The 20,393-nt window shown below is 56.5% G+C and carries 25 protein-coding genes; 16 read left to right on the plus strand and 9 right to left on the minus strand.

The features are described 5' to 3' along the window. The first annotated feature begins 53 nt into the window (after positions 1–53). The 9 genes from FJ320_06960 to bfr all read left to right on the plus strand — a co-directional run bounded on the left by FJ320_06960 (position 54) and on the right by bfr (position 7,939). Positions 54–581 (plus strand): DUF177 domain-containing protein, encoded by a 528-nt coding sequence (locus tag FJ320_06960; protein ID MBM3925715.1) that lies wholly within the window; start codon positions 54–56, stop codon positions 579–581. Then, on the plus strand, positions 581–778 hold the full coding sequence (locus FJ320_06965) for a 50S ribosomal protein L32 (protein ID MBM3925716.1): 198 nt from the start codon (positions 581–583) through the stop codon (positions 776–778). The genes FJ320_06960 and FJ320_06965 overlap by 1 nt, the downstream gene beginning before the upstream one ends. Positions 779–916: 138 nt before the next feature. Continuing rightward, entirely contained in the window at positions 917–1,801 is an 885-nt protein-coding gene (gene fabD, locus FJ320_06970; protein ID MBM3925717.1) for an ACP S-malonyltransferase, read from the plus strand. A gap of 30 nt (positions 1,802–1,831) precedes the next feature. Continuing rightward, entirely contained in the window at positions 1,832–2,290 is a 459-nt protein-coding gene (nusB, locus tag FJ320_06975; protein ID MBM3925718.1) for a transcription antitermination factor NusB, read from the plus strand. Between the two features lies 1 nt (position 2,291). Continuing rightward, positions 2,292–2,552 carry an acyl carrier protein gene (locus FJ320_06980; GenBank protein MBM3925719.1) on the plus strand — a complete coding sequence of 87 codons (261 nt, stop codon included), beginning with the start codon at positions 2,292–2,294 and terminating at the stop codon, positions 2,550–2,552. Between the two features lie 348 nt (positions 2,553–2,900). Next, on the plus strand, positions 2,901–3,518 hold the full coding sequence (locus tag FJ320_06985) for a uracil-DNA glycosylase (GenBank protein ID MBM3925720.1): 618 nt from the start codon (positions 2,901–2,903) through the stop codon (positions 3,516–3,518). A gap of 18 nt (positions 3,519–3,536) precedes the next feature. Beyond that, the gene (locus FJ320_06990) at positions 3,537–5,195 is read left to right on the plus strand and encodes a ribonuclease J (protein MBM3925721.1); all 1,659 of its coding nucleotides are present in this window, start codon (positions 3,537–3,539) and stop codon (positions 5,193–5,195) included. 21 nt (positions 5,196–5,216) lie between these two features. Beyond that, complete coding sequence (locus tag FJ320_06995; protein ID MBM3925722.1) at positions 5,217–7,412, plus strand: DNA translocase FtsK; 2,196 nt, start codon at positions 5,217–5,219, stop codon at positions 7,410–7,412. 47 nt (positions 7,413–7,459) lie between these two features. Beyond that, the gene (gene bfr / locus FJ320_07000) at positions 7,460–7,939 is read left to right on the plus strand and encodes a bacterioferritin (GenBank protein MBM3925723.1); all 480 of its coding nucleotides are present in this window, start codon (positions 7,460–7,462) and stop codon (positions 7,937–7,939) included. A gap of 369 nt (positions 7,940–8,308) precedes the next feature. On the opposite strand, the gene FJ320_07005 is transcribed toward bfr, so the two are convergent. From FJ320_07005 to uvrB, 3 genes are all read right to left on the minus strand, one after another. Further along, positions 8,309–9,166, minus strand: coding sequence for an Mrp/NBP35 family ATP-binding protein (locus tag FJ320_07005; GenBank protein ID MBM3925724.1), 858 nt, complete (start codon positions 9,164–9,166; stop codon positions 8,309–8,311). A 37-nt stretch (positions 9,167–9,203) separates the two neighbouring features. Then, positions 9,204–9,518: a metal-sulfur cluster assembly factor gene (locus FJ320_07010; protein ID MBM3925725.1), complete on the minus strand. Its 315-nt coding sequence runs from the start codon at positions 9,516–9,518 to the stop codon at positions 9,204–9,206. A 218-nt stretch (positions 9,519–9,736) separates the two neighbouring features. Then, complete coding sequence (uvrB, locus tag FJ320_07015) at positions 9,737–11,743, minus strand: excinuclease ABC subunit UvrB (GenBank protein MBM3925726.1); 2,007 nt, start codon at positions 11,741–11,743, stop codon at positions 9,737–9,739. Positions 11,744–11,895: 152 nt separating this feature from the next. Here uvrB and FJ320_07020 point away from each other — a divergent pair, with 152 nt between their 5' ends. The 4 genes from FJ320_07020 to FJ320_07035 all read left to right on the plus strand — a co-directional run bounded on the left by FJ320_07020 (position 11,896) and on the right by FJ320_07035 (position 14,633). Further along, positions 11,896–13,365: a hypothetical protein gene (locus tag FJ320_07020; GenBank protein ID MBM3925727.1), complete on the plus strand. Its 1,470-nt coding sequence runs from the start codon at positions 11,896–11,898 to the stop codon at positions 13,363–13,365. Positions 13,366–13,367: 2 nt separating this feature from the next. Continuing rightward, positions 13,368–13,997, plus strand: coding sequence for a hypothetical protein (locus tag FJ320_07025; protein ID MBM3925728.1), 630 nt, complete (start codon positions 13,368–13,370; stop codon positions 13,995–13,997). Positions 13,998–14,290: 293 nt separating this feature from the next. Beyond that, on the plus strand, positions 14,291–14,494 hold the full coding sequence (locus FJ320_07030; GenBank protein ID MBM3925729.1) for a type II toxin-antitoxin system HicB family antitoxin: 204 nt from the start codon (positions 14,291–14,293) through the stop codon (positions 14,492–14,494). A gap of 1 nt (position 14,495) precedes the next feature. Then, complete coding sequence (locus FJ320_07035; protein MBM3925730.1) at positions 14,496–14,633, plus strand: type II toxin-antitoxin system HicA family toxin; 138 nt, start codon at positions 14,496–14,498, stop codon at positions 14,631–14,633. Between the two features lie 84 nt (positions 14,634–14,717). Here FJ320_07035 and FJ320_07040 read toward each other — a convergent pair whose 3' ends face one another. Then, a complete protein-coding gene (locus FJ320_07040) occupies positions 14,718–15,119 on the minus strand; it encodes a hypothetical protein (GenBank protein MBM3925731.1) in 402 nt (133 codons plus the stop codon). A gap of 192 nt (positions 15,120–15,311) precedes the next feature. Here FJ320_07040 and FJ320_07045 point away from each other — a divergent pair, with 192 nt between their 5' ends. The 3 genes from FJ320_07045 to FJ320_07055 all read left to right on the plus strand — a co-directional run bounded on the left by FJ320_07045 (position 15,312) and on the right by FJ320_07055 (position 16,798). Beyond that, entirely contained in the window at positions 15,312–15,608 is a 297-nt protein-coding gene (locus tag FJ320_07045; protein ID MBM3925732.1) for a hypothetical protein, read from the plus strand. A 205-nt stretch (positions 15,609–15,813) separates the two neighbouring features. Further along, positions 15,814–16,257 (plus strand): ester cyclase, encoded by a 444-nt coding sequence (locus FJ320_07050; protein ID MBM3925733.1) that lies wholly within the window; start codon positions 15,814–15,816, stop codon positions 16,255–16,257. Positions 16,258–16,441: 184 nt separating this feature from the next. Continuing rightward, positions 16,442–16,798: a hypothetical protein gene (locus FJ320_07055; GenBank protein MBM3925734.1), complete on the plus strand. Its 357-nt coding sequence runs from the start codon at positions 16,442–16,444 to the stop codon at positions 16,796–16,798. Positions 16,799–17,302: 504 nt separating this feature from the next. Here FJ320_07055 and ruvA read toward each other — a convergent pair. From ruvA to rpsP, 5 genes are all read right to left on the minus strand, one after another. Then, positions 17,303–17,890, minus strand: coding sequence for a Holliday junction branch migration protein RuvA (ruvA, locus tag FJ320_07060; protein ID MBM3925735.1), 588 nt, complete (start codon positions 17,888–17,890; stop codon positions 17,303–17,305). Positions 17,891–18,245: 355 nt separating this feature from the next. Then, positions 18,246–18,764 (minus strand): crossover junction endodeoxyribonuclease RuvC, encoded by a 519-nt coding sequence (ruvC, locus tag FJ320_07065; protein MBM3925736.1) that lies wholly within the window; start codon positions 18,762–18,764, stop codon positions 18,246–18,248. A 3-nt stretch (positions 18,765–18,767) separates the two neighbouring features. After that, on the minus strand, positions 18,768–19,529 hold the full coding sequence (locus tag FJ320_07070) for a YebC/PmpR family DNA-binding transcriptional regulator (GenBank protein ID MBM3925737.1): 762 nt from the start codon (positions 19,527–19,529) through the stop codon (positions 18,768–18,770). Between the two features lie 132 nt (positions 19,530–19,661). Next, on the minus strand, positions 19,662–19,889 hold the full coding sequence (locus tag FJ320_07075; GenBank protein MBM3925738.1) for a KH domain-containing protein: 228 nt from the start codon (positions 19,887–19,889) through the stop codon (positions 19,662–19,664). Continuing rightward, entirely contained in the window at positions 19,889–20,146 is a 258-nt protein-coding gene (rpsP, locus tag FJ320_07080) for a 30S ribosomal protein S16 (GenBank protein ID MBM3925739.1), read from the minus strand. Before rpsP ends, FJ320_07075 begins: the two co-directional genes overlap by 1 nt. Positions 20,147–20,393 lie beyond the last annotated feature (247 nt).

Here is a 20,393-nt window from a genome sequence, read left to right on the forward strand (position 1 = left end):
GTCAGAAGGGCATTCAAATATAATTTTCGTCGTTTTGGCTTGCAGGAGTGATAGTGCGTTACGATATTGGACAATTTCTCAAGGAGCCGATGGGCTCAGTCCGCGACTACGAGGTGGATACCGGAGTAGTCATGGAATCGGGCGAGAAAGAGCGGGTGAAAGGACACTTGAGCCTGACCCGCTTAAACAGGAGCATCTGGGTCAGGGGCAGGCTGGAGGCGGAGGTCGGCGGAGTGTGCAGCCGCTGCCTGACGTCGTTGAGGCAGCCCGTCACAGCGTTTATCGACGAGATGTTCCAGCTAAAGATACCGCAATACATGCGCCCCGAACCTACGGGAGAGGGGGAGGAGCCTGAGTTCACTATTGGCGACGACCACGTGCTGGACTTGGAGGAGGTTGTACGTCAGGCTTTTATACTGAACGCGCCGATGAAGTCACTTTGCAGGGATGACTGCAAAGGTATATGCTCTGTCTGCGGCGGCAATAGGAACACGCAGCCCTGCGACTGCGAAGCCCGTTCCACTAATCCTGTGTTGAACAGGCTGGCGGATTTACTAACACGCTCAGGAGAAGAGTTCTAATGGCCCCTCTGCCAACAAAGAAATTAACTCGAGCCTTCAGCCGGAGGAAGTTTACAGCCTACCGTCTTGAGGCGCAGCACGTATCTATCTGCTCCCAGTGCCACGGCTCCAAGCGGCCTCACAGGGTCTGCATGCACTGCGGATACTATAAGGGCCGGCAGATACTTAAAGTGGGGACCGCCATAGAGGGAGAATAAACTGGCCTATGAGGCCAGTTTCCATGTTTGGGCTTGTCGCGCATTCTCTCAGGCCAATCAAGGAGGGCCTTAGTGGATACAGAAGCCAACGTTAAGGCGGCTTATCTTTTTCCCGGTCAGGGTTCACAGGCGGTAGGGATGGGACAGGACCTCTACAAGTGCTCCAAGCGAGCCAGGGAAGTGTTAGAAATGGCAGACGCGTCTCTGGGCTTCCCATTGAGTAAGCTCATGTTCGAAGGGCCGGCGGAGGAACTGGAGAAGACAGCGTATTCGCAACCGGCGATTATGATAACGAGCCTGGCGGCGCTGGCGGCCTTTGAGGAGTGCCGGAACGGCAATAAGATGCAGCCTATGGCGGTGGCGGGACATAGCCTGGGGGAATACACGTCGCTGGTGGCGGCGGGTGTTGTGGATATAAAGGATGCGCTGAAGCTGGTCTGGGAGCGGGGCCGCCTGATGCAAGAGGCAGCGGATAAGCAGAAGGGCAGCATGGCGGCGATCATCGGCATGGAGGAAGGGAAGCTGGCGGAGGTGTGCCGCGAGGCCGGAGTGGAGATAGCGAATATCAATTCGGAAGAGCAGGTGGTCATCAGCGGGGACAAGGAAGGGATAGAGAAGGCGGTGGCCCTAGCCACGGCGCGGGGCGCGCGGAAGGCGATACCGCTGGCGGTGGCGGGGGCGTTCCATTCGCAGCTGATGGCGCCGGCGCAGGAGGGACTGCGCCGGGCTATAGCCAGCATGAAATTTCAAGACCCCAAGGTGCCTATAGTCGCTAACATTACGGGGCGGGAGCTTACCTCCGCAGAGGAGGTGAGACGGGAGTTAGAGCACCAGCTGTGTCATTGCGTGCAATGGAAACGATCGGTGGGGAGGATGATGGAGATGGGGGTCTGCACCTTTGTGGAGTTTGGGCCGGGCCGGGTGCTGTCAGGGCTGGTGAAGCGGATAAATCGTGAGGCGGTAGTGGCCAATGTGGGGGATATGGCGTCGGCGCAGAAACTGGCGACAAGCGGCGCGGAATAGCACTTTACCTGGAAGCCTTAAGACACTAATATGCAACGAACGAAAGCGCCATTTTCGAGACGCACGGCCCGGGCTGTAGCCCTGAAGGCCTTATACGAAAGCGACGCTTCAGGACATTCAGCGATGGAAGCGGGGAGCCGCTTAGTGCAGGATGAGGAGATTAACACTGAGGGCACAGCCTTCGCGATGGAATTGGTGAAGGGAACGGTGGAGCATTCCCAAGAGATAGATGGGTTAATAGCTAAGTTCGCGCCCGCCTGGCCGGTGGAGCAGATACCGGTAGTTGACCGGAACATACTGCGAATGGCAATCTTTGAGATGATTTTTCACAAGGCCACGCCACCAAAGGTGGTGATTAACGAAGCGGTAGAGCTGGCAAAGACCTTTGGGAGCGAGAGCTCGCCACGGTTTGTTAACGGAGTGCTGGGATCGCTGGCGGGGCAGCACAGCGCTCAGGAACTCGAAGCGACCAATAAGAGGGAGAGGTAAAATGGCGACAGTGCAGGAGAGGGTCCAGGTTATTGTGGCCGACAGGCTGGGAGTGGAGAAGGAGAAGGTTGTGCCGGAGGCTTCCTTTGTGGATGATTTGAGCGCGGACTCCCTGGACCTGGTGGAGTTGATAATGGCCTTTGAAGAAGAGTTCTCTTCCGGCGATGTGAAGATAGAGATTTCAGACGAAGAGGCGGAGAAGATAGCTACTGTTAAGGATGCGATTAGCTATTTGAAGGCGCATGGCGTGGATGATGGCTAGGGGTATGTTTGTCCAATAGCCGCTGTAAGCCAGCAAAGTAACGTTTAATATTTCTTGTCCTGGTATTGCACGAGCCATCCTTGTTTCTAATCGGGATACCATCCCCTTTATCCCCTTTCCCGACTGCATCGGGACTGAGTACAGCCTGCTGGAAGGGGAAGGAATTAATTAAAACCACAACCCCCTCTAACTCCCCCTTCGCCTTCCAGGCAAAAGGGGGAGAACCAGACGGAGACCCCCACGTCCCAATTCTCCTGGAAGGATTGCGTATCTATGACTCGAGCGTTTCAAGTGGGGGTGGGACTTTCATTGGAAGGCTTGCTATGATGGATTCATGGAGAGATAGCCATGAATAATCTTGCAGAAGTGGCCAGTCGGGTGTCGGTCTGCACGGACTGTATTTTGAGCAAACAGAGGACGCTTGCTGTCCCGGGGGAGGGGGCTGGCAACGCATCGGTTATGTTTATTGGAGAGGGGCCGGGGTTTCACGAGGACAGGCAGGGAAGGCCCTTTGTGGGTCCTGCGGGGAAGTTTCTTAGCGAGCTATTGGATTCCGTGGGAATGAAGAGGGAAGACGTTTTTATCACTAACGTGGTGAAGTGCCGTCCTCCAGGCAATCGGGACCCGTTGCCGGGGGAGATACAGGCCTGCAAGAAGTATTTGGACAAGCAGTTGGAGCTTATCAAGCCGAAGGTGGTGGTCACTTTGGGGCGGCATTCGATGGGCCGGTATATGCCCGGGCAGACGATTACGAAGGTCCACGGGAAGCCCAAGAGGGTGGATGACGTGATGGTGTACCCGCTTTACCACCCCGCGGCGGCGCTGCATAACGTCAGCTTGAAATCGGTGATCGAAGAGGACTTCAAAGCCGTTCCAGGGCTGCTAAAAGAGGCGGCTAAGGAGACGGCAAAGCCCGCCGCCAAGACTGAAGAACAATCTTCTAAGCAACTCAATCTATTTTCTTAGGCTTATATATTGACTGCATTGACTGATCGGGCGCTTCGCGTAATACCCCTGGGCGGACTGGGGGAGATTGGCAAGAACATGATGGCCCTGGAGCATGGCGACGATATCATCGTCGTGGACTGCGGGGTCCAGTTTCCGGAAGAGGACATGCCAGGCGTGGACCTGGTGCTGCCGGATATATCGTACCTGGTGGAGCGCAAAGACAAGGTCAGGGCTATCCTGATCACCCACGGGCACGAGGACCACACGGGGGCGCTGCCGTACGTGCTGCCTCAGCTAAACGTGCCTGTCTATGCTCCACGGCTGGCCCACGGTCTCATATCGGTCAAACTGCGGGAGTACAGGCTGCACAAGTCGACGGACCTGAAGGTGGCGGAGCCCAACTCGCCGGTGAAGCTGGGGGCGTTTGAGGTGGAGTTTTTCAGGGTGTGCCACAGCATACCTGACGCTATGGGGCTGGCGATCCGCACGCCGGTGGGAGTGGTGATACACACAGGAGACTTTAAGATTGACCACACGCCGGTGGACGGCAAGACTACGGACCTGGCGACGCTGGCCCGCTACGGCAGCGAAGGGGTCTCGCTACTGCTTTCGGACTCGACGTACGCGGAAGTGGAGGGGTACACGCCATCGGAGAGGGTGGTGGGACGTTCCCTGGACAGGGCGATAGGAGAGGCGCCGGGACGGGTGCTGGTGGCGTCTTTCGCGTCGCTAATATCGAGGATACAGCAGGTGATTGATGCGGCGGCGCGTCACGGGCGCAACGTGGCGTTCGCGGGGCGGAGCATGCAGGACAATGTGACTATGGCTATTGAGATGGGGTATATCAAGGCGCCAGCCGACGTGATTGTGAACGTGCAACGGGCGCTGGAGCTGCCTAGGAACCAGGCAGTGATCATGACTACGGGCAGCCAGGGGGAGCCGACGTCGGCGCTGGTGCGCATCGCCAACAAGGCGCATCGGCAGATAGAGATACTGCCGGACGACACAGTGATTATTTCGGCGACGCCGATACCTGGGAACGAGAAGGTAGTGTCGCGGACGATTAACAACCTGATGCGGCAGGGGGCCCGGGTGCTGTACGACCGGGTGGCGACGGTACACGTCCACGGCCACGGCAGCCGCGAAGAGTTGAAGCTGATGCTGGACCTGACGCGGCCGAAGTTCTTTGTGCCGGTGCATGGAGAATATCGAGGTCTGGTGGCGCACGCTGCGCTGGCGCGGGACACGGGGGTGGAGGCGTCGAACACGTTTGTGCTGGAGGATGGGGACGTGCTGGAGGTGACTGGCACGGACGCGCAGGTGGTGGACCACGTGGAGGCGGGGCATATCTATGTCGACGGGCTTAGCACCATGGACATTGAAAGCGTGGTGTTACGAGACCGGCGGCTGCTGTCGAGGGACGGCATTGTAGTCATCATACTTAGCTTCGACAAAGCCACTGGCGAGCCGCTGGGGGAGCCTGCGGTGGTGTCCAGCGGGTTTGTGGAGAATGACGAGGCGGGGGAGCTGTTCGAGAGGGTGTCGGCGGCGATATTCGATTCGTTGAACCACGGGCGCAACCAGCCGACGGACTGGTCTTACATAAACACGAAAGTTAAGGAAATAGCCGGCGATTTTCTCTATAAAGAGACGGGCCGGCGTCCTATGATTGTACCTGTGACCCTTGAGGTCTAGGCTGTCATTTGGATAGAGGGCATGCTCAAATCCCTGGGGAGATTGATCTTTTTCCTGCTGGGGAGGCCGGTCTGGCTGGTTTCCACCCCGGTGGGCCGACGCGTGTTAATTGTCGGCGCGATTCTTACGCCAGTAGTGTACCTAGGGCTATCAGTCGAGGCACGGGAGTGGACGTGGAGCCGTTTGGGGTACGGATACCTGCCCATTGGGATGTGGGTGGCGGCTTTTGGGGCGGCGCTTTTTCATAGACGATGGCTTAACAAGAAATACTGGAGTTACTGGGCCGCCGGCGCATTGATGGTGGCTGGAACGCTGGGCCTGCTTTCGTTATGGCATCCGCCGTATGGGCTGCTGGAGGAGACGGGACTGAGCGGGCACTGGGGTCGGATATTTGGCGGTGAGCCGCTGGCGCTGGGGATACCCAAGGCGGCGCTGGCTTTCTGGCTTATACCTTTCGTTGTCGCGCCAAGCTGGGCTGCGCTGGCTCATAAGCGGGGCGCGGTGGCGATGGGCCGAACGGGACTTGTTCTTATTCATACGGCTGAGGCGAGCGTTGGCGCGCTGGCGGGGAGGGCGCGGAGGAACGGGCATAAGGAGGAGGTTGTAGTGGAGGCGGTACCGCAGGAGGCGCCTGAGAAGAAGGGAATTCTGGCAAAGTTGAAGAAGAGGGAGAAGGGGGAGGCCAAGGCCCTGAAGGAGCCTGTGGAGAAAGAGGCCGGCCAGGCCAGGCCGATGAAGCGGACCGGGTGGCGGCTGCCGAAGGCGGATATGCTGGCCATAGGCGAGGCCCAGCCAATGTCGCGGGCCGCGCTTAACGAGATGTCGCAGACGATTGAGACCACGCTGGCGGACCACGGGGTGGAGGTGTCGGTGCAGGACGTGAAGGTGGGGCCGCGGGTGATACAGTTTGGGCTGGTGCCGGGATGGATAAAAAAGACGAAGGAACTGAGGGGAACCAAGACGTCGGAGCCGGTAACGCAGGTGGACATGAGCCGAGTGAAGGTACATAGCATACTGGCTCGGGAACAGGACCTGGCTCTAGCGCTGAAGACGTCGGACCTGAGGCTGCAGGCGCCGGTGCCGGGCGAGGCGCTGGTGGGGATTGAGGTGCCGAACCCCAACCCGAACCGTGTATATCTGAGAGCCGTGGCTGAGAGTACGTCGTTTCGCAGGATTACAGCCAAGGGCGGCCTGCCGCTGGCGCTGGGGCAGGGGACAGGCGGGGAGCCGGTGTCTGAGGACCTGGTGGAGCTGCCGCACCTGCTCATTGCGGGGGCGACGGGGAGCGGGAAGAGCGTGTGCATCAACACGATTATCACGTCGCTGATTATGGCCAAGGGGCCGGACAGGCTCCGGATGATTATGGTAGACCCGAAGCGGGTGGAGCTGACGCCGTTCAACGGACTGCCGCACCTGGTGGTGCCGGTGATAGTGGACAGCGATAGGGTGATGCCGATTCTGGGCGCCATTATGCGGGAGATGTTCCGCCGCTATCGCGTATTTGAAGAGGCGGGGGTGCGGAACCTGGCGGGGTACAACCAGAAGGCCAAGGACCCGATGCCGTTCCTGCTTTTGATTGTGGACGAACTGGCGGACCTGATGATGACATCGGGCTATGAGGTAGAGCAGGCGCTGGTGCGGCTGGCGCAGCTGGGCCGGGCGACGGGCATACATTTGATTTTGTGTACCCAGAGACCATCGGTGAACGTGGTGACGGGACTGCTGAAGGCGAACATAGCGGCGCGCATCGCGTTTGCGGTAGCGTCGCAGGTGGACTCGCGGGTTATCCTGGACGAAGCGGGCGCGGACAGGCTGTTGGGCAAGGGCGATATGCTGTTTATATCGGCCCAGTCTCCGAAGCCCCGGAGGATACAGGGCACGTGGGTGACGGACGAGGAGATCGATTCTGTGGTGAAGTTCTGGAAGGAGCAGGAGGGGCCGGCGCTGGCGGAGATCAAGATGGAGGAGCCGGATCCCGCGGAGGGGCAGGCCGGCGGCGATCTGGTGGACGACGAGGCACTGTTGGACAAGGCGCGGGAGCTACTGGAGAAGTACAAGCACGTGTCGCCGGGGCTGCTGCAGCGGAGGTTGCAGGTGGGGTACCAGAAGGCGCTGCAGTTGGTGGAGACGCTGGAGACGGAGGGGTTTGCGTCGGCGGGAGAGCCGGGGAAGGCTAGGAGCCTGGTGAAGAAGGAAGGGGATGGGATAGTAGGGTAGGCTAATCCCGCTCCTGGGGGTATTATGGAAGTGGGGGAGGTGAGGTTATGAAAGGCAATCCTGAAGTCATTGACGCGTTGAATAAGGCCCTGAGAGGGGAACTGACATCGATTGACCTGTATTTTGTGCAGTCCAAGGCGTGCCGGAATTGGGGATACCATAAGCTGGCGCAAAAGCAGTATAAAGAGTCGATAGAGGAGATGCGGCATGCCGAGGACGCCATCGAACGCATTCTCTATTTAGGCGGATCGCCGGTAGCCCAGGCGGACCGCATTCATCTAGGCGCGAATGTGAAGGAGCTGCTGGAGGCGGACTTGAAGCTGGAGAACAAGGCGGTGGAGGTCTATAACGAGGGGATCAAGGTGTGCATGCAGGTGGGGGACGCCGGAAGCCGGGAGGTGCTAGAGCATATCCTGGTCCAGACGGAACATCATGTAGAGTGGCTGGAGTCTCAGTTAAGAGTTATACAAGAGGTCGGGCTTGAGAATTATCTGGCCGACCAGATAGGGGAGGAGAAGGAACCTTAATTGAGAGTCCGATTTACGTAGCGGAATTGATATTGGGCCTATCACCACCCTCCACCCCGACCCCCCCATTCCTTCGGCCCTTCGACTAGGCTCAGGGCAGGCTCCCTCAGGACAGGCTCTAAGCTTCCCCCTCAAGGGGGGAAGGGACTAGAAGGGGCCAGTGGACTCAAGGCCGCAAGATGGATTGTGCTTCCAGGGTTTCCCCCTCATCCTGCACCTTCTCCTCCCTCGGGGGATACTCGGGACAGGCTCCAGGGGAGAAGGGATCTCCTTGGTGCCGCTCAATCCCTGTGTATGCCTCTCAGCCTCATAAGGGACATATTGACAGGAATAATTTCAGAAAAGGCCGCTAAAAAGCGGCCTTTTTTATTATGGGGTGGAGGCTGGGTTGGGGGTGGGTTGAGGGGTGGGCTTGGGGAGTTTCTCGAGAATTTCTTTGAGGTTCTGGACAACACGCTCGTACTCTTTGCGAACTTTGCCGCTGGACAGGACGGTGGGCTTGGATGTATCCCGGTAGTCCGAGAGCATGGAGAAGGAACCCAGTAGTGGCACGTCCAGGTCTTTTGCCAGGGTCTCGCCGCCGCCTTTGCCGAAGACATCGCCGGAGAAGTTTTCTACCACGCCCAAGACTTTGATGTTGAGCTTTCGCACCATATTGATGGAGCGTTTGGCGTCCAGGATGGCGAGGCTCTGGGGTGTGGTGACGACGACGAAGCCGTCCAGGGGGAGGGTCTGCATGATGGTGAGGGGGGCGTCGGAGGTGCCTGGGGGTAGGTCGGCGATGAGGTAGTCCAGGTCGCCCCAATCGGTGGCCTGGAGGAACTGGTTAATGGCGTTGTGGATCATGGGGCCGCGCCAGATGATAGCCTCCTCCTCATTCTGCTGGAAGAAGGCCATGGACATGACCTTGACGCCGAAGCGGTCGGGCGGGATGAGCTTGCCGTTGTCCTGCTCGGGAGGCTCGGTGAGGCCCATGAGCTTGGTGACGTTGGGGCAGTCGATGTCGGCATCCAGAAGGCCGACCTTGTGGCCCTGCTGGGCGAGGGTTGCGGCGAGGTTGACGGCGACGGTGGTCTTGCCGACGCCGCCCTTGCCGCTGTAAACGGCGATTTTGGTTCTTATCTTGGACAGGTTCTGGGTGATGGCGCGCTTCTGCTGCCAGGCGCGCTTTACGGCCTCCAGCCGCGCTTGCTCTTGAGGCGTAGGTTGTCTGGGGGGGGTGGTCACTACGCGTGTCTTTCTAGGTCTGTGAAAGAGTAGAGGGCTAGTCTATGCCGAGGAGCTTCTTGCCGTCGGCGGTGATCATTTCGGGGTTCCAGGGCGGGTCGAAGGTCATTTCGACTTCCACGTCTTCGACGCCTTCCAGTTCGGCGATGGCCCATTCGGCCTGCTGGGCGATCATGGGGCCCATGCCGCAGCCCGGGGCGGTGAGGGTCATGAGGACGTGGACGTTGCCTTCGACGACTTCGACGCCGTAAACGAGGCCGAGGTCGACGACGTTTACGGGGATTTCGGGGTCGTAGACCTGCTTCATGGCGTCGATGACTTTTTCTTTGGTGATGGTTTCAGCTTCGGCCATGGGGGCCTCCAGATGCAAGTAGTGCAGATTTGATGCTAACAGGGTAAATAGGCACAGTCAACTTAATTTCAGTCGGGATACCATCAACCCCTGACCCCTTCTTCCTGCAGGAAGAAGGGGAAGAGAAAAAATTGCACCAATTCCCCCTCTAACTCCCCCTTTTCCTCACGAGGAAAAGGGGGAGGACCAGAAAAGACTAATTAGCCTTGTTGCGAAGGCTACGATGTGGTCTTGGGGAGGGCGAGGAGGCGGCGGAGCTCCACGATTTCATCTCGGAGCATGGCGGCTTTCTCGAACTCTAAATTCTTGGCGGACTGCTTCATCTGGACTTCCAGGTCTTTGACGACTCGATACAACTCGTCCTCGGACATGAGCTTGCGCTCGGCCTTATAGGAGGCTTTTTCCTCGGCTACGGCTTTGACGCGCTCGGTGATATCCTTGACGGCCTTCTTGATGCCCTGGGGGACGATGCCGTGCTGCCGGTTGAAGTCATCCTGGATTTGGCGGCGGCGGTTGGTCTCGTCGATGGCGCGGCGCATGGAGCCGGTGATGACGTCGGCGTACATGACGACTCGACCGTCCTCGTGGCGGGCGGCGCGGCCTATCATCTGGATGAGGGAGGAGGAGGAGCGGAGATAGCCTTCCTTGTCGGCGTCGAGGATGGCGACAAGGGAGACTTCGGGGAGATCCAGGCCTTCGCGTAGGAGGTTGATACCTACGACGACGTCGTAGACGCCGAGGCGGAGGTCGCGGAGGATTTCGCTGCGCTCAAAGGTCTGGATTTCCGAGTGGAGGTAGTGGACGCGGACGCCCATCTCCTGGAGGTAGTCAGCCAGCTCCTCGGCCATCTTCTTGGTGAGGGTGGTGACCAGGCAGCGCTCGCCACGTTCGGTGCGAGTCTTGATCTGCTCCATGAGGTCGTCAATCTGGCCGCGGGTGGGCTTGACCTCGATGATGGGGTCGAGGAGGCCGGTGGGGCGAATGACCTGCTCCACGACCTGCTGGCTGACCTCCATTTCGTAGGGGCCTGGGGTGGCGGAGACGTAGACAACTTGGTTGACATGGGTCTCGAACTCACGGAAGTTGAGGGGTCGGTTGTCGATGGCGGAGGGAAGCCGGAAGCCGAAGTCCACCAGGGTCTGCTTGCGGGAGAGGTCGCCGTGATACATGCCGCGAATCTGAGGGAGGGTCATGTGGGACTCGTCGATGAACATGAGGAAGTCGCGGGGGAAGTAGTCCAGGAGGGTCCAGGGGGTGGAGCCGGCGGCGCGGCGGCCGATATGGCGGGAGTAGTTTTCAATGCCGGAGCAGTAGCCGACGGTCTGCATCATCTCGATGTCATACTTGGTGCGGGACTCCAGGCGGGCGGCCTCAAGGATTTTGCCATCGGCGCGGAGGTGGGCCAGCCATTCGGCCAATTCGGTCTGGATGTCCTGGATGGCGAGGCGCATCTTGTCCTCGGATGTAACGAAGTGCTTGGCGGGGTATATATCCAGGTCCTGGCGCTCGTTGAAGATTTCGCCGGTGAGAGGGTCTAGCTCCGTGATGCGCTCGACCTCATCGCCCCAGAACTGGATGCGGACAGCAACTTCTTCGTAGGCGGGGAGCATCTCGATGGTGTCTCCCTTGACGCGGAACTTGCCGCGGGTGAGGGAGACGTCGTTGCGCTCGTACTGCATAGCGACGAGGTCGCGGACGAGGGCATTGCGGGGGCGGGTCTGGCCGACTTTTAACGGCGCGACGAAGGAGTAGTACTCCTCGGGGTCGCCCAGGCCGTAGATGCAGGAGACGGAGGCGACGATAAGGACGTCGCGGCGGGTCATGAGGGAGCGGGTGGCGGAGTGTCGGAGCTTGTCGATCTCCTCGTTGATATCGGCGTCTTTTTCGATATAGGTGTCGGTCTGGGGAACGTAGGCCTCGGGCTGGTAGTAGTCGTAGTAGGAGACGAAGTACTCGACAGCGTTGTGGGGGAAGAACTCGCGGAACTCGGTGGCAAGCTGGGCGGCGAGGGTCTTGTTGTGGGCAATGACGAGGGTGGGCTTCTGGACGCGCTGGACGATGTTGGCCATGGTGAAGGTCTTGCCGGAGCCTGTGACGCCCATGAGGGTCTGGTGGCGGAGGTCCTGGTTGACGCCGTCCACCAGCTTGCCGACGGCGGAAGGCTGGTCGCCGGTGGGCTGGAAGTCGGAGACGAGCTGGAACTGGCCGGGCTTGGTGGAGAGCATAGGGATATTTTAGCGCAAAAGGGGGAGGGGAGTGGGGTGGTAAAGAGGACTGTGCTCGACCTGCAATGAAAGTTGTACAGAGGAGTACGGATAAGTTGCGCTAGGCTAATAATGTGGTTAAGTTTCTTGAGTGCAATGAGGAGGATACCAGAATGCTGCCAGATAACCCAATAACATCTGTAAGCCAAGATCGATTAGGGCGAGAATTTTTTGCAGACCAAATTGCTAAATCTGTCTTGAACCGAGACTCGACGAATTCGCTAATTATAGGATTATTTGGACCGTGGGGAGCCGGAAAATCTTCGGTGGTCAACATGATCGAAGAGAAAATTGATAATGAGTCTGAAACATCGAAGCAGACAACAATTATCGTGAGATTTAATCCCTGGCTATTTTCATCAATAGAACAATTAATATTGCGTTTCTTTGCAGAAATACGGACCTCGCTGAAATTAAAGTCCAACCGCAAAAATATAAAGAAGATTGGTGACCTTCTGGATGGGCTTGGAACAATACTAGCTTTCGCGGAGATGGTACCAGGCGCATCTATCATGGGAAGGCCTAGTTCGCTAGCTCAACGAGGCTCTGATGCCTTGAAAAAAATAGGTGTTGACCGTCCGATCCATGAAATAAAGAAGGAATTGAGCGAGAGGATGAGAAAGTTGCCGATCCATTTGATAGTGATGGTGGATGACCTGGATAGGCTGGAGAAAGATAGTTTGGTTGAGATGTTCAAGCTTATTAGGCTGGTTTCCGACTTGCCCCATACGACCTACATTTTGGCACTGGACAGGGAGCAGGTTGTAAGAACTCTTGAAAAGGACGATTCCATCTCTGACGCTACTTCATATTTGGATAAGATAATTCAGGTCAATATTGATTTGCCCGCACTACTTCCAGGTAAATTAGAGAGCTTTTTCTTAGATGGGTTGAATCAAGGCTTGGGGTCGTTTGAGGGATTCTCTTTAGCGGATACTGAAAGGGAACAGATAAGGTGGCAGAAAATATTCTTAAAGGGTATTAAACCGCTAATTAGAACTCCAAGGCATGCGATAAAACTAAACAACATCCTGGGGCTTTTGTTCCCGCTTATCAAGGATGAAGTCAATGTTATTGACTATATAACGTTGGAAGCTATTCGGTCGTTCAATCCGGAGTTATTTTCCTTCATTTCGGGAAGTAAGTCTGAGCTATTAAATGGTCCACAAGTGTACAGCCCACAAGCAAAGACTAAGCCAATGGACGCCGCGCCGCAGATCTTAAGGGGTATCTTGGAGGGAGGATCCCTTTATAAGCAGATGTTGTTGGAGATATTCCCAGTTGTCTCAAAGTACATATCCGACATAAATTTCGGCAGTACTCAAGAGTGGCGAAAGTTAAGGCGTGTTTGTGCAGATGAGCACTTCGACAAATATTTTATGTTAACTATCCCCCAGGGCCGCTTATCTGAATCACAATTGAGAAATATTTTGAATAGTTCAGCAGATCCAAAGGCCTTTGAGGATTATGTTACTGGGGTAATTGAAGGTGATGGCATACACTCAGTAATTAACTACTTGTACGACCACATGGAAGAGATTCCTGCTGCCAACATACCAACCATACTGACAACCTCAGCTTAACAATGAAAGGATTCTTCGCAATAAGCGCAAAGGAAAGATTTACGGTCTTTGGAGAGGATCTTATTTTGGGCTTAGGCGAGCAAAGTGAAAGAGACTCACTACTCTTGAGAGTAACAGACGAGGGCAGATCTCTTTCTACAGTAGTCTATTTCCTTGGCTTCGTAGAACACACAACAGGCAGACATCCAGTTTTGGATAGCAAAAAGCTAGAGATCTTTTCAAAAGATGGCATTGAGAAGGCAAAGAACATTCTACTTGCTAGGATCCGCACCGAGGCGGAAAAAGGGACTGTGCTTGACCTTCCGGATCCTATGAATATCGTCTTTAGATGGAGAGATTGGGCTGGTAAAGATGAGGTCACGATAAAACTAAACAGTTATCTGAATACATCCGAAGGTTTGCTAAAGCTGATGAAAGCTTTCTCTAGCGAGATAAAATCCGTAGGTGGAGATGATACCGAAATCGTGCGTATTAGAACTGAAATAAGATTAAAATACTTACAAGAATTTTTTGATGTACCAGCCCTGAAACAAAAGGTTGCACAACTGAAAAACTCACAAGACATCAAGTTGTCTGATGATGAAATTAACTTAATCAATGGGTTTCTTAGTGGAGAAAGTTTAGACTTTTGAAATGATTATAAGAAAAGCTGGTTTGTTGCCTTGAGGATATTTCATTCGGGTTACAGTAAATCTTTACTCTTCAAGCTGGTGAAGACGGTTTCTCACACGATCCAAAATAATTTGGACATTACGAACTCGTAGTCCTCGTCGGTGGCGCTGGCGGATAGGGTGCAGATGAAGTTTTTGACGTAGGGGTGGGCGTGGGCACACGAGACGGAGGTGGCGAGGAAGGTAATATAAACGGAGGTGGCGAGGAAGGTAATATAATGGGAGTTGCACTATCAAAATTACCAGGCAGAGACATGCGCAACATAGACGTGGTGTTTTATAAAGAAGGAAGGTACTGGGTTGCCCAGGCGTTAAATGTGGAAGTCTCTTCTTTCGGGAATACCCTGCGAGAGGCTAAGGTGGCGATAAAAGAGGCCTTAGAATTGTATTTTGAGGATGAGCCTGAGCCGGAAGTGCTAAAGATATCAGAGGCTATTGTAGAGCGGATAACCGTTTAGTTTGTACAGCAGTCGAGAAATCGTTAGGGCGCTGGAGAGAAGAGGCTTTACCCGTGTATCCCAAAGAGGAAGTCATCTGAAACTGCGGAAGACTACTTCCGAGGGTGTGTTGACAGCTATTGTGCCTGTGGGGGGCTAGAGAAGTACCGGTGGGCACTTTTAGGTCCATTTTAAAGCAGGCGAAGCTGACATTAGAGGAATTTGAGTTGGCTTTGCGATAGGTTTACAGCAAATCCTTGCTCTTTAATCGGGTGAAGACGTTCTCTCGCATGATCCAGTAGACGCGGGACATGACGTATTCGTAGTCCTCATCGGTGGCGCTGGTGGATAGGGTGCAGATGAAGTTTTTGACGTAGGGGTAGTTGTTCTCGATGGAAGTTACCGCTTCGAAGACCAGGTGACGCTGGACGTCGTCGGAGTGGGCGCGGAGGAGGTTGTGGAGCTCGGCGATGCGGGAGTCGTCGGCGGGGGAGACGGAGGCGGTGAGGTTGGCGAGGATGTTTAGCGACGCTACGCCCTGGCGCATCCGGTCATCGTCCGGAGTGGTTTTACACGCGATATACGTTGTTTGATGGGCGGCCCATTTGAAGAGATTGGCGACATGGACGCTTTCGATTTCCCGCATTCGTCCCCCGTGATGGTTGTGAGCGTGTCGGGGCCATTATATTCGGGAGGGTAGACATAGATTCAACGATTTCTATAGCAAGTTTTGTCTGTTTGGCAGGAAGATAGTATTGCTGACCCGGCTACCTGCTATGAGTCGGGATGGGGTAGAATGGAGAGGTGGGATAGAGGCGATGAGAGAGGTGAGGTAGATATGGTCAAGAGAAAGAGCGCAAAAGAAGTTCCAAGCGCGAAGGACCCTAAGTGGCGGGGATTCAAAAAGATGATTGATAAGCGCCGAGCGTGGACTAGCGTTCGGCTGGAGGAGATTGCGAACGATATTAAAGAAGGGTCGCCGGAGACGGAGCCGTGGTGGAACGAGTTGGAGTACCACTTGGCCAGGTTTAGGCAGTGGCCGGCGCCCCGGCTGGCGGACTTGATGGACAGAATTGAGGATGGAAGGGAGCCGCGGTTCGCGGGGTACAAGGAGATGATAAACGAGGTGGACTAAAGCTCCGGCTAGTCCCGAGGGGTTGCATTCGGTTAGAGAATAGCAAAGCCCCCCGATGAATCGGGGGGGGCTTTTGTTTTGGCGCTTACTTAAAGCTAAGGGCAGGAACATTTAGCTTAGTCGCCATGGGGGATTACAGGCGGCTACGCACGACTAGAATTAGCTGGACTAACGACCTAGGGCGAGGTCGTAATGGGGAGCAGAGATGACGGAGCACAATAAATCGATAGCCAGAAAGACCTTTGATTACATCTTCAACAAGAACGAGCTGGGAATGATACCTGACGTGTACGCCGAGGACTTTGTGGGCCATTACGGGGGGGAAGAGATAAAGGGACCTGAGGGTCTGCGGCAGTTCCTGGTGATGTACCGCATCGCGTTTCCGGACGCGCGGATAACGGTAATGGACCAGTTTTCCGATACCGACAGGGTGGCGACTCGATGGCGGTTGACGGGGACACAGCAGGGGCCGCTGTTGGAGATAACGCCCAGCGGGAGGATTGTGAGCGTGGACGGGCTGACGCTGACGCGAATCGAGAGGAGAAAGATAGCGGAGGAGTGGACGCAGTTCGACTCGCTGGGGCTGATGCGGCAGCTGGGGGTGATTACCGGTGCGGTGCAGATGCGGGCGCAGGTGCGGACGGCATAGGGACGGGCGCTGGGCCAGCAGATTTGAGGGGTTTGGGAGGAGCTATGGGGGTGCAGGCCACCTGGGCGCCCTAGTATTGACCTTATAGGCTTTGGTGTGTAGAGTTGGCGACTGCCGATAACACTGTACGAAAGTACGGTGTTTTTTGAGACGTTAGAGCCATCTCCAGGCCTGAGAGGTTATTTTGAGGATTAGCGCCGCACTGTTCAATCTTAGCCCTGTGGCCCAGTTATGGATGCTGGGGCTTGTATTGATATTCGCGGACTGCGCCAGCACGTATTACGCGCTGGAGATGGCGTCTAAGGATATGGAGGAGGCGAACTGGCTTGCGCGGGCGGCGCTGGAGGCGGGCGGATGGCCGCTGCTGGTTGTGAAGGACCCAGTGTGTTTTGGGATAGTGGGAGGGCTGCTGGCGGCGTACCGGCGCGTGAGGGGCGGGTTTACGGCGGGGGAGAGGGCAGCGGCGTACGGGATGCTAGCGGTGTTTGGGCTGGTGAGGATTGGGGCGGTGATGAATAATATGCTGGTGGCGAGTATTTAGTCCATAACCTTAAATACTGACGAGATGTGATAGCGGCCTCGCTTTAAATAGGCGGGGTCTTTTGATTTGAGTGCGAGCCTTGTTTTCGTTCGGGATACCATCCCCTGTCCCCTTTCCCGACTGCATCGGGACTGAGTACAGCCTGCTGGAAGGGGAGGAAAAAATAGGCTCACCTCATCACCCTCCTTCGGCCAGGCTCAGGACTGTCCGATTGCATCGGGCCGATCCTCCTACGGCGGACGGCCTCCTCATTGAATAAATATCAAGGATGAGGAGACTCCGCGATATATGCTTTAAGGCAGCAAAGCTCTTCCAGGCCGAAGGGGGAAGACCTGCGGAGCGGCTTCCCACCCTACAACTCTAGTTGCTCAGTGCAAGCGACGAAATAAACAACCTTATCTGACTCTTCTCTAGTCTTGACTTGCTGATCGCGGGACAAACAGATTGGCAGCGACGGAGTCAAAGGTTTCTTGTTCAGCACAGCAGAAGCGTTTATGTAAGGGGTTAGCGGCCGCGGGCGAGGTGGGAGAGGGCTAGGCGGACTTTTTCTTCCAGGGTCAGCCCGTTGACGTCGCCGATGGCGCGGAGGGCGTTGCGGGCTTCGACGGCGGTGTAGCCGAGGGCGGTGAGGGCGGAGAGGGTCTCGGCGTCGGAGGCGCCAGCCTCGGAGATGACGAGAAGCCCTTCTTTTTCCAGCTTGCCTTTCAGCTCCAGGATAATGCGGGCGGCGGTCTTTTTGCCGACGCCGGGGACGCCGCCGAAGGCCTCGAGGTCGCCGGAGAGGATGGCGGAGACCAGGGCCTCAGGGGAGCGGGCGGAGAGGAGGCTGAGGGCAGTGCGAGGGCCGATGCCGGAGACGCTGATGAGGAGATTGAAGAGGTGAAGGGCATCTGGGGTGGGAAAGCCATAGAGCTGGAGGTCATCCTCTCGGACGACGAGTTTGGTGTAAAGCCGGACGTTCTGTCCGATTTCGCCTAGGAGGGGGATGAGAGAGGAGGGGACGGAGACCTGGAGGGTGACACCGCCGCCGATTTCGATGAAGACCCAGTCGGGGCCTTGGGCCTGGAGGGAGCCTTTTATGCCGGAGATCATTTGAGCACTTTACCATACTATTGCGGAGGCTAGCCGAGAAACTTTTGCCTTTTTACTAAAACTCACCCCAAAGAGGGGAGAAGATAGGCGCAGCACGGCAGGTGACACTAATGTGTGTCTTGTAGTGCTAGAGTTTCACCCCTCATCCTGCGCCTTCTCCCACAAGGGGAGAAGGAATTTCCTTGGTGGCTATCGCTCCTCAGCTTCACCTCAATCGTTAACTGATGCCAGTCATGGGTGTTGGACGGGGCGCAGAAAGACGGATGCAACCTTGGTTTTGTATTAGCAATTCGGGAGCAAAAAACTAAACTGTTGGCTTGCCGAAAAATTGTATCAGTAAGAGTTAGCATTTTTGCTAGCCGGGGTCAGCGCGGCGGGATAGGGCGGCCTGGGCGTCGCGCTGGCGGAGATGGCAGAGGGCGATGGCGAGGGCGTCGGTGGCGTCCAGAGCCTGGGGGGAGTCGTCCAGGGAGAGGGCCATCTTGACCATGGCCTGAACCTGCTCTTTGGAGGCGGCGCCATGGTCGGCCACAGCGGCCTTGACCTGGGCGGGGGAGTATCTGAAGACAGGGATATTGCTGCCGGCGGCGGCGATGAGGACGGCGGCCTGGGCCTGGCCGACGGCGAGGGCGGGTCCGACGAACTGACGGCTGCCTTCGCCGAGGAAGGGCTGCTCTATGGCGACCTCCTGGGGGCTGAACATGCCGATCATGTTGGCGATATGGGTGTAGACCTGGTAAAGGCGCTGCTCGATGGGGAGAGAGGGAGGGAAGTCCAGGCAGCCGAAGTCTTCGGCAAAGAAATCGCCCTGGCGGTCTTCGACGAGGCCGTAGCCCAGGTGGCGGGTGCCAGGGTCGATGCCTAGGACGCGCACAGGCTAGGCCTGGGTCTTGTACTTTTCGAGGACTTCATCGGGGAAGTCGGCGTTGGTGTAGACCTTCTGGGAGTCTTCCAATTCCTCCAGGAGGTCCAGGAGACGGAGGGCTTGCTCGGACTCTTTGGGGCCGAGGGAGATGGTGGTCTTGGGGATCATAGCGAGGTCGGCGGATGCGCTGGCGATGCCCTGTTTTTCCAAGGCATCCTTTACTTTTTTGAGGTTCTCAGGAGCGGTATATACCTCCACATAGCCCTTGTCCACCTTAACGTCGTCAGCGCCGACATCGATGGCGGAGAGTGCGACGTCCTCAGCCTTGTCGGGTTCGAGCTCCAGGACAATGAGGCCTTTGTGCTCAAAGTTCCAGGCCACGGAGCCGGACTCGCCGAGGGCGCCGCCGGCCTTGGTGAAGGTGGAGCGGACCACGGAGGCGGTGCGGTTGCGATTGGAGGTGAGGGCCTGGACCAGGATGGCCGCGCCGCCGGGGGCGTAGCCTTCATAGAGGACTTCGTCGAGGTTTTCGTTGCCGTCGCCGGTGCCGGAAGCGCGTTTGATGGCGCGGTCGATGTTGTCGAGGGGCATGCTGTTGCTGCGGGCCTTGTCGACAGCGAGGCGGAGCTTGTAGTTCATGTCGGGGTCAGGGCCGCCGCCCTGTTTGACGGCGACCATGATGTCGCGGGTAAGTTTGGTGAAGAGCTGGCCGCGTTTAGCGTCGGCGGCACCTTTCTGGTGCTTAATGGTTTTCCATTTTGAGTGGCCAGACATGAGCGGTCTCCTGTGGGTGGAGGGTGGTATTAAAGGAATTGTACACAGTATGGAGCAAGGGGGCAAAAGAAGCGGCCCCACCAACTTGAGTTGATTGGGGCCTGCAAAGGGCTGAATTTAATAAAAGGGGTTCTAGACTATCTCCAGAACGGCCTTGGTGCCGTCTTTGACGGCGGCGACTCGGAGGAGGGTGCGCATAGCCTGGGCGACGCGGCCCTGGCGGCCGATGATCTTGCCTTTGTCCTCGTCAGCCACCTGAAGCTTGAGGACTACCCGGTCTTCTTCTTTGGTGGTGGTGACTTTTACCTCGTCCGGCTTACTGGCAAGACTTTTGGCTATGTATTCAATGAGCTCTTGCATTAGGTCTGGCCTGCTTCCTCGTATAATTTCTGCCATTTAAAAATACGATGCACGGCTTCAGACGGTTGCGCGCCCTTCTTTAGCCAATCCTTGGCCCGCTCCTTGTCCAGCTCCACGCCGGGCGGGTCTTGCAGGGGGTGGTATAGGCCAATGCGCTCTACGAAGGCGCCCTCGCGGGGCGCCCTGGAATCTGCGACGATGATGCGGTAGTAGGGCTGCTTTTTCTTGCCGACACGCTTCAAACGGATCTTGAGCATTAAATGGAAATCCTTCCGCGCTGATGGGGATTTTCAGTGGAAATTCTAAGGGAGGGCATATAGGTTGTCAACTTTTGAGGCAGGTATCCAAGTGTGTTAGGGCCAAGGAGAGCGGCTTCCCGTGTGACCTCATAAACAATGGTTACCGAAAGATTTTTGTTGCCTCAGAATTACGGTTACCTTTCCCCGACCATGATAAGGGACTACCTGGCCTAGCTGCGAGCTTTAGAAGCTTCTCGGTCTCTTG

This window comes from SAR202 cluster bacterium (genome assembly GCA_016872285.1).
Taxonomy (GTDB): Bacteria; Chloroflexota; Dehalococcoidia; order Lucifugimonadales.

Bases quoted from the DNA above. Each gene is read 5' to 3' on its own strand.
- FJ320_06965 (MBM3925716.1), top strand. From the start codon at position 581: ATGGCCCCTCTGCCAACAAAGAAATTAACTCGAGCCTTCAGCCGGAGG.
- uvrB (MBM3925726.1), bottom strand. From the start codon at position 11,743: ATGCTCTCCACCAAGCCCGGCCAGTTCCAGCTCGTCTCCGACTTCCAG.
- FJ320_07045 (MBM3925732.1), top strand. From the start codon at position 15,312: ATGGTCAAGAGAAAGAGCGCAAAAGAAGTTCCAAGCGCGAAGGACCCT.
- FJ320_07030 (MBM3925729.1), top strand. From the start codon at position 14,291: ATGCGCAACATAGACGTGGTGTTTTATAAAGAAGGAAGGTACTGGGTT.
- bfr (MBM3925723.1), top strand. From the start codon at position 7,460: ATGAAAGGCAATCCTGAAGTCATTGACGCGTTGAATAAGGCCCTGAGA.
- FJ320_07025 (MBM3925728.1), top strand. From the start codon at position 13,368: ATGAAAGGATTCTTCGCAATAAGCGCAAAGGAAAGATTTACGGTCTTT.
- FJ320_06980 (MBM3925719.1), top strand. From the start codon at position 2,292: ATGGCGACAGTGCAGGAGAGGGTCCAGGTTATTGTGGCCGACAGGCTG.
- fabD (MBM3925717.1), top strand. From the start codon at position 917: ATGGGACAGGACCTCTACAAGTGCTCCAAGCGAGCCAGGGAAGTGTTA.
- FJ320_07020 (MBM3925727.1), top strand. From the start codon at position 11,896: ATGCTGCCAGATAACCCAATAACATCTGTAAGCCAAGATCGATTAGGG.
- FJ320_07075 (MBM3925738.1), bottom strand. From the start codon at position 19,889: ATGCAAGAGCTCATTGAATACATAGCCAAAAGTCTTGCCAGTAAGCCG.
- nusB (MBM3925718.1), top strand. From the start codon at position 1,832: ATGCAACGAACGAAAGCGCCATTTTCGAGACGCACGGCCCGGGCTGTA.
- FJ320_07010 (MBM3925725.1), bottom strand. From the start codon at position 9,518: ATGGCCGAAGCTGAAACCATCACCAAAGAAAAAGTCATCGACGCCATG.
- FJ320_06995 (MBM3925722.1), top strand. From the start codon at position 5,217: ATGCTCAAATCCCTGGGGAGATTGATCTTTTTCCTGCTGGGGAGGCCG.
- FJ320_07070 (MBM3925737.1), bottom strand. From the start codon at position 19,529: ATGTCTGGCCACTCAAAATGGAAAACCATTAAGCACCAGAAAGGTGCC.
- rpsP (MBM3925739.1), bottom strand. From the start codon at position 20,146: ATGCTCAAGATCCGTTTGAAGCGTGTCGGCAAGAAAAAGCAGCCCTAC.
- FJ320_07040 (MBM3925731.1), bottom strand. From the start codon at position 15,119: ATGCGGGAAATCGAAAGCGTCCATGTCGCCAATCTCTTCAAATGGGCC.
- ruvA (MBM3925735.1), bottom strand. From the start codon at position 17,890: ATGATCTCCGGCATAAAAGGCTCCCTCCAGGCCCAAGGCCCCGACTGG.
- FJ320_07050 (MBM3925733.1), top strand. From the start codon at position 15,814: ATGACGGAGCACAATAAATCGATAGCCAGAAAGACCTTTGATTACATC.
- FJ320_06985 (MBM3925720.1), top strand. From the start codon at position 2,901: ATGAATAATCTTGCAGAAGTGGCCAGTCGGGTGTCGGTCTGCACGGAC.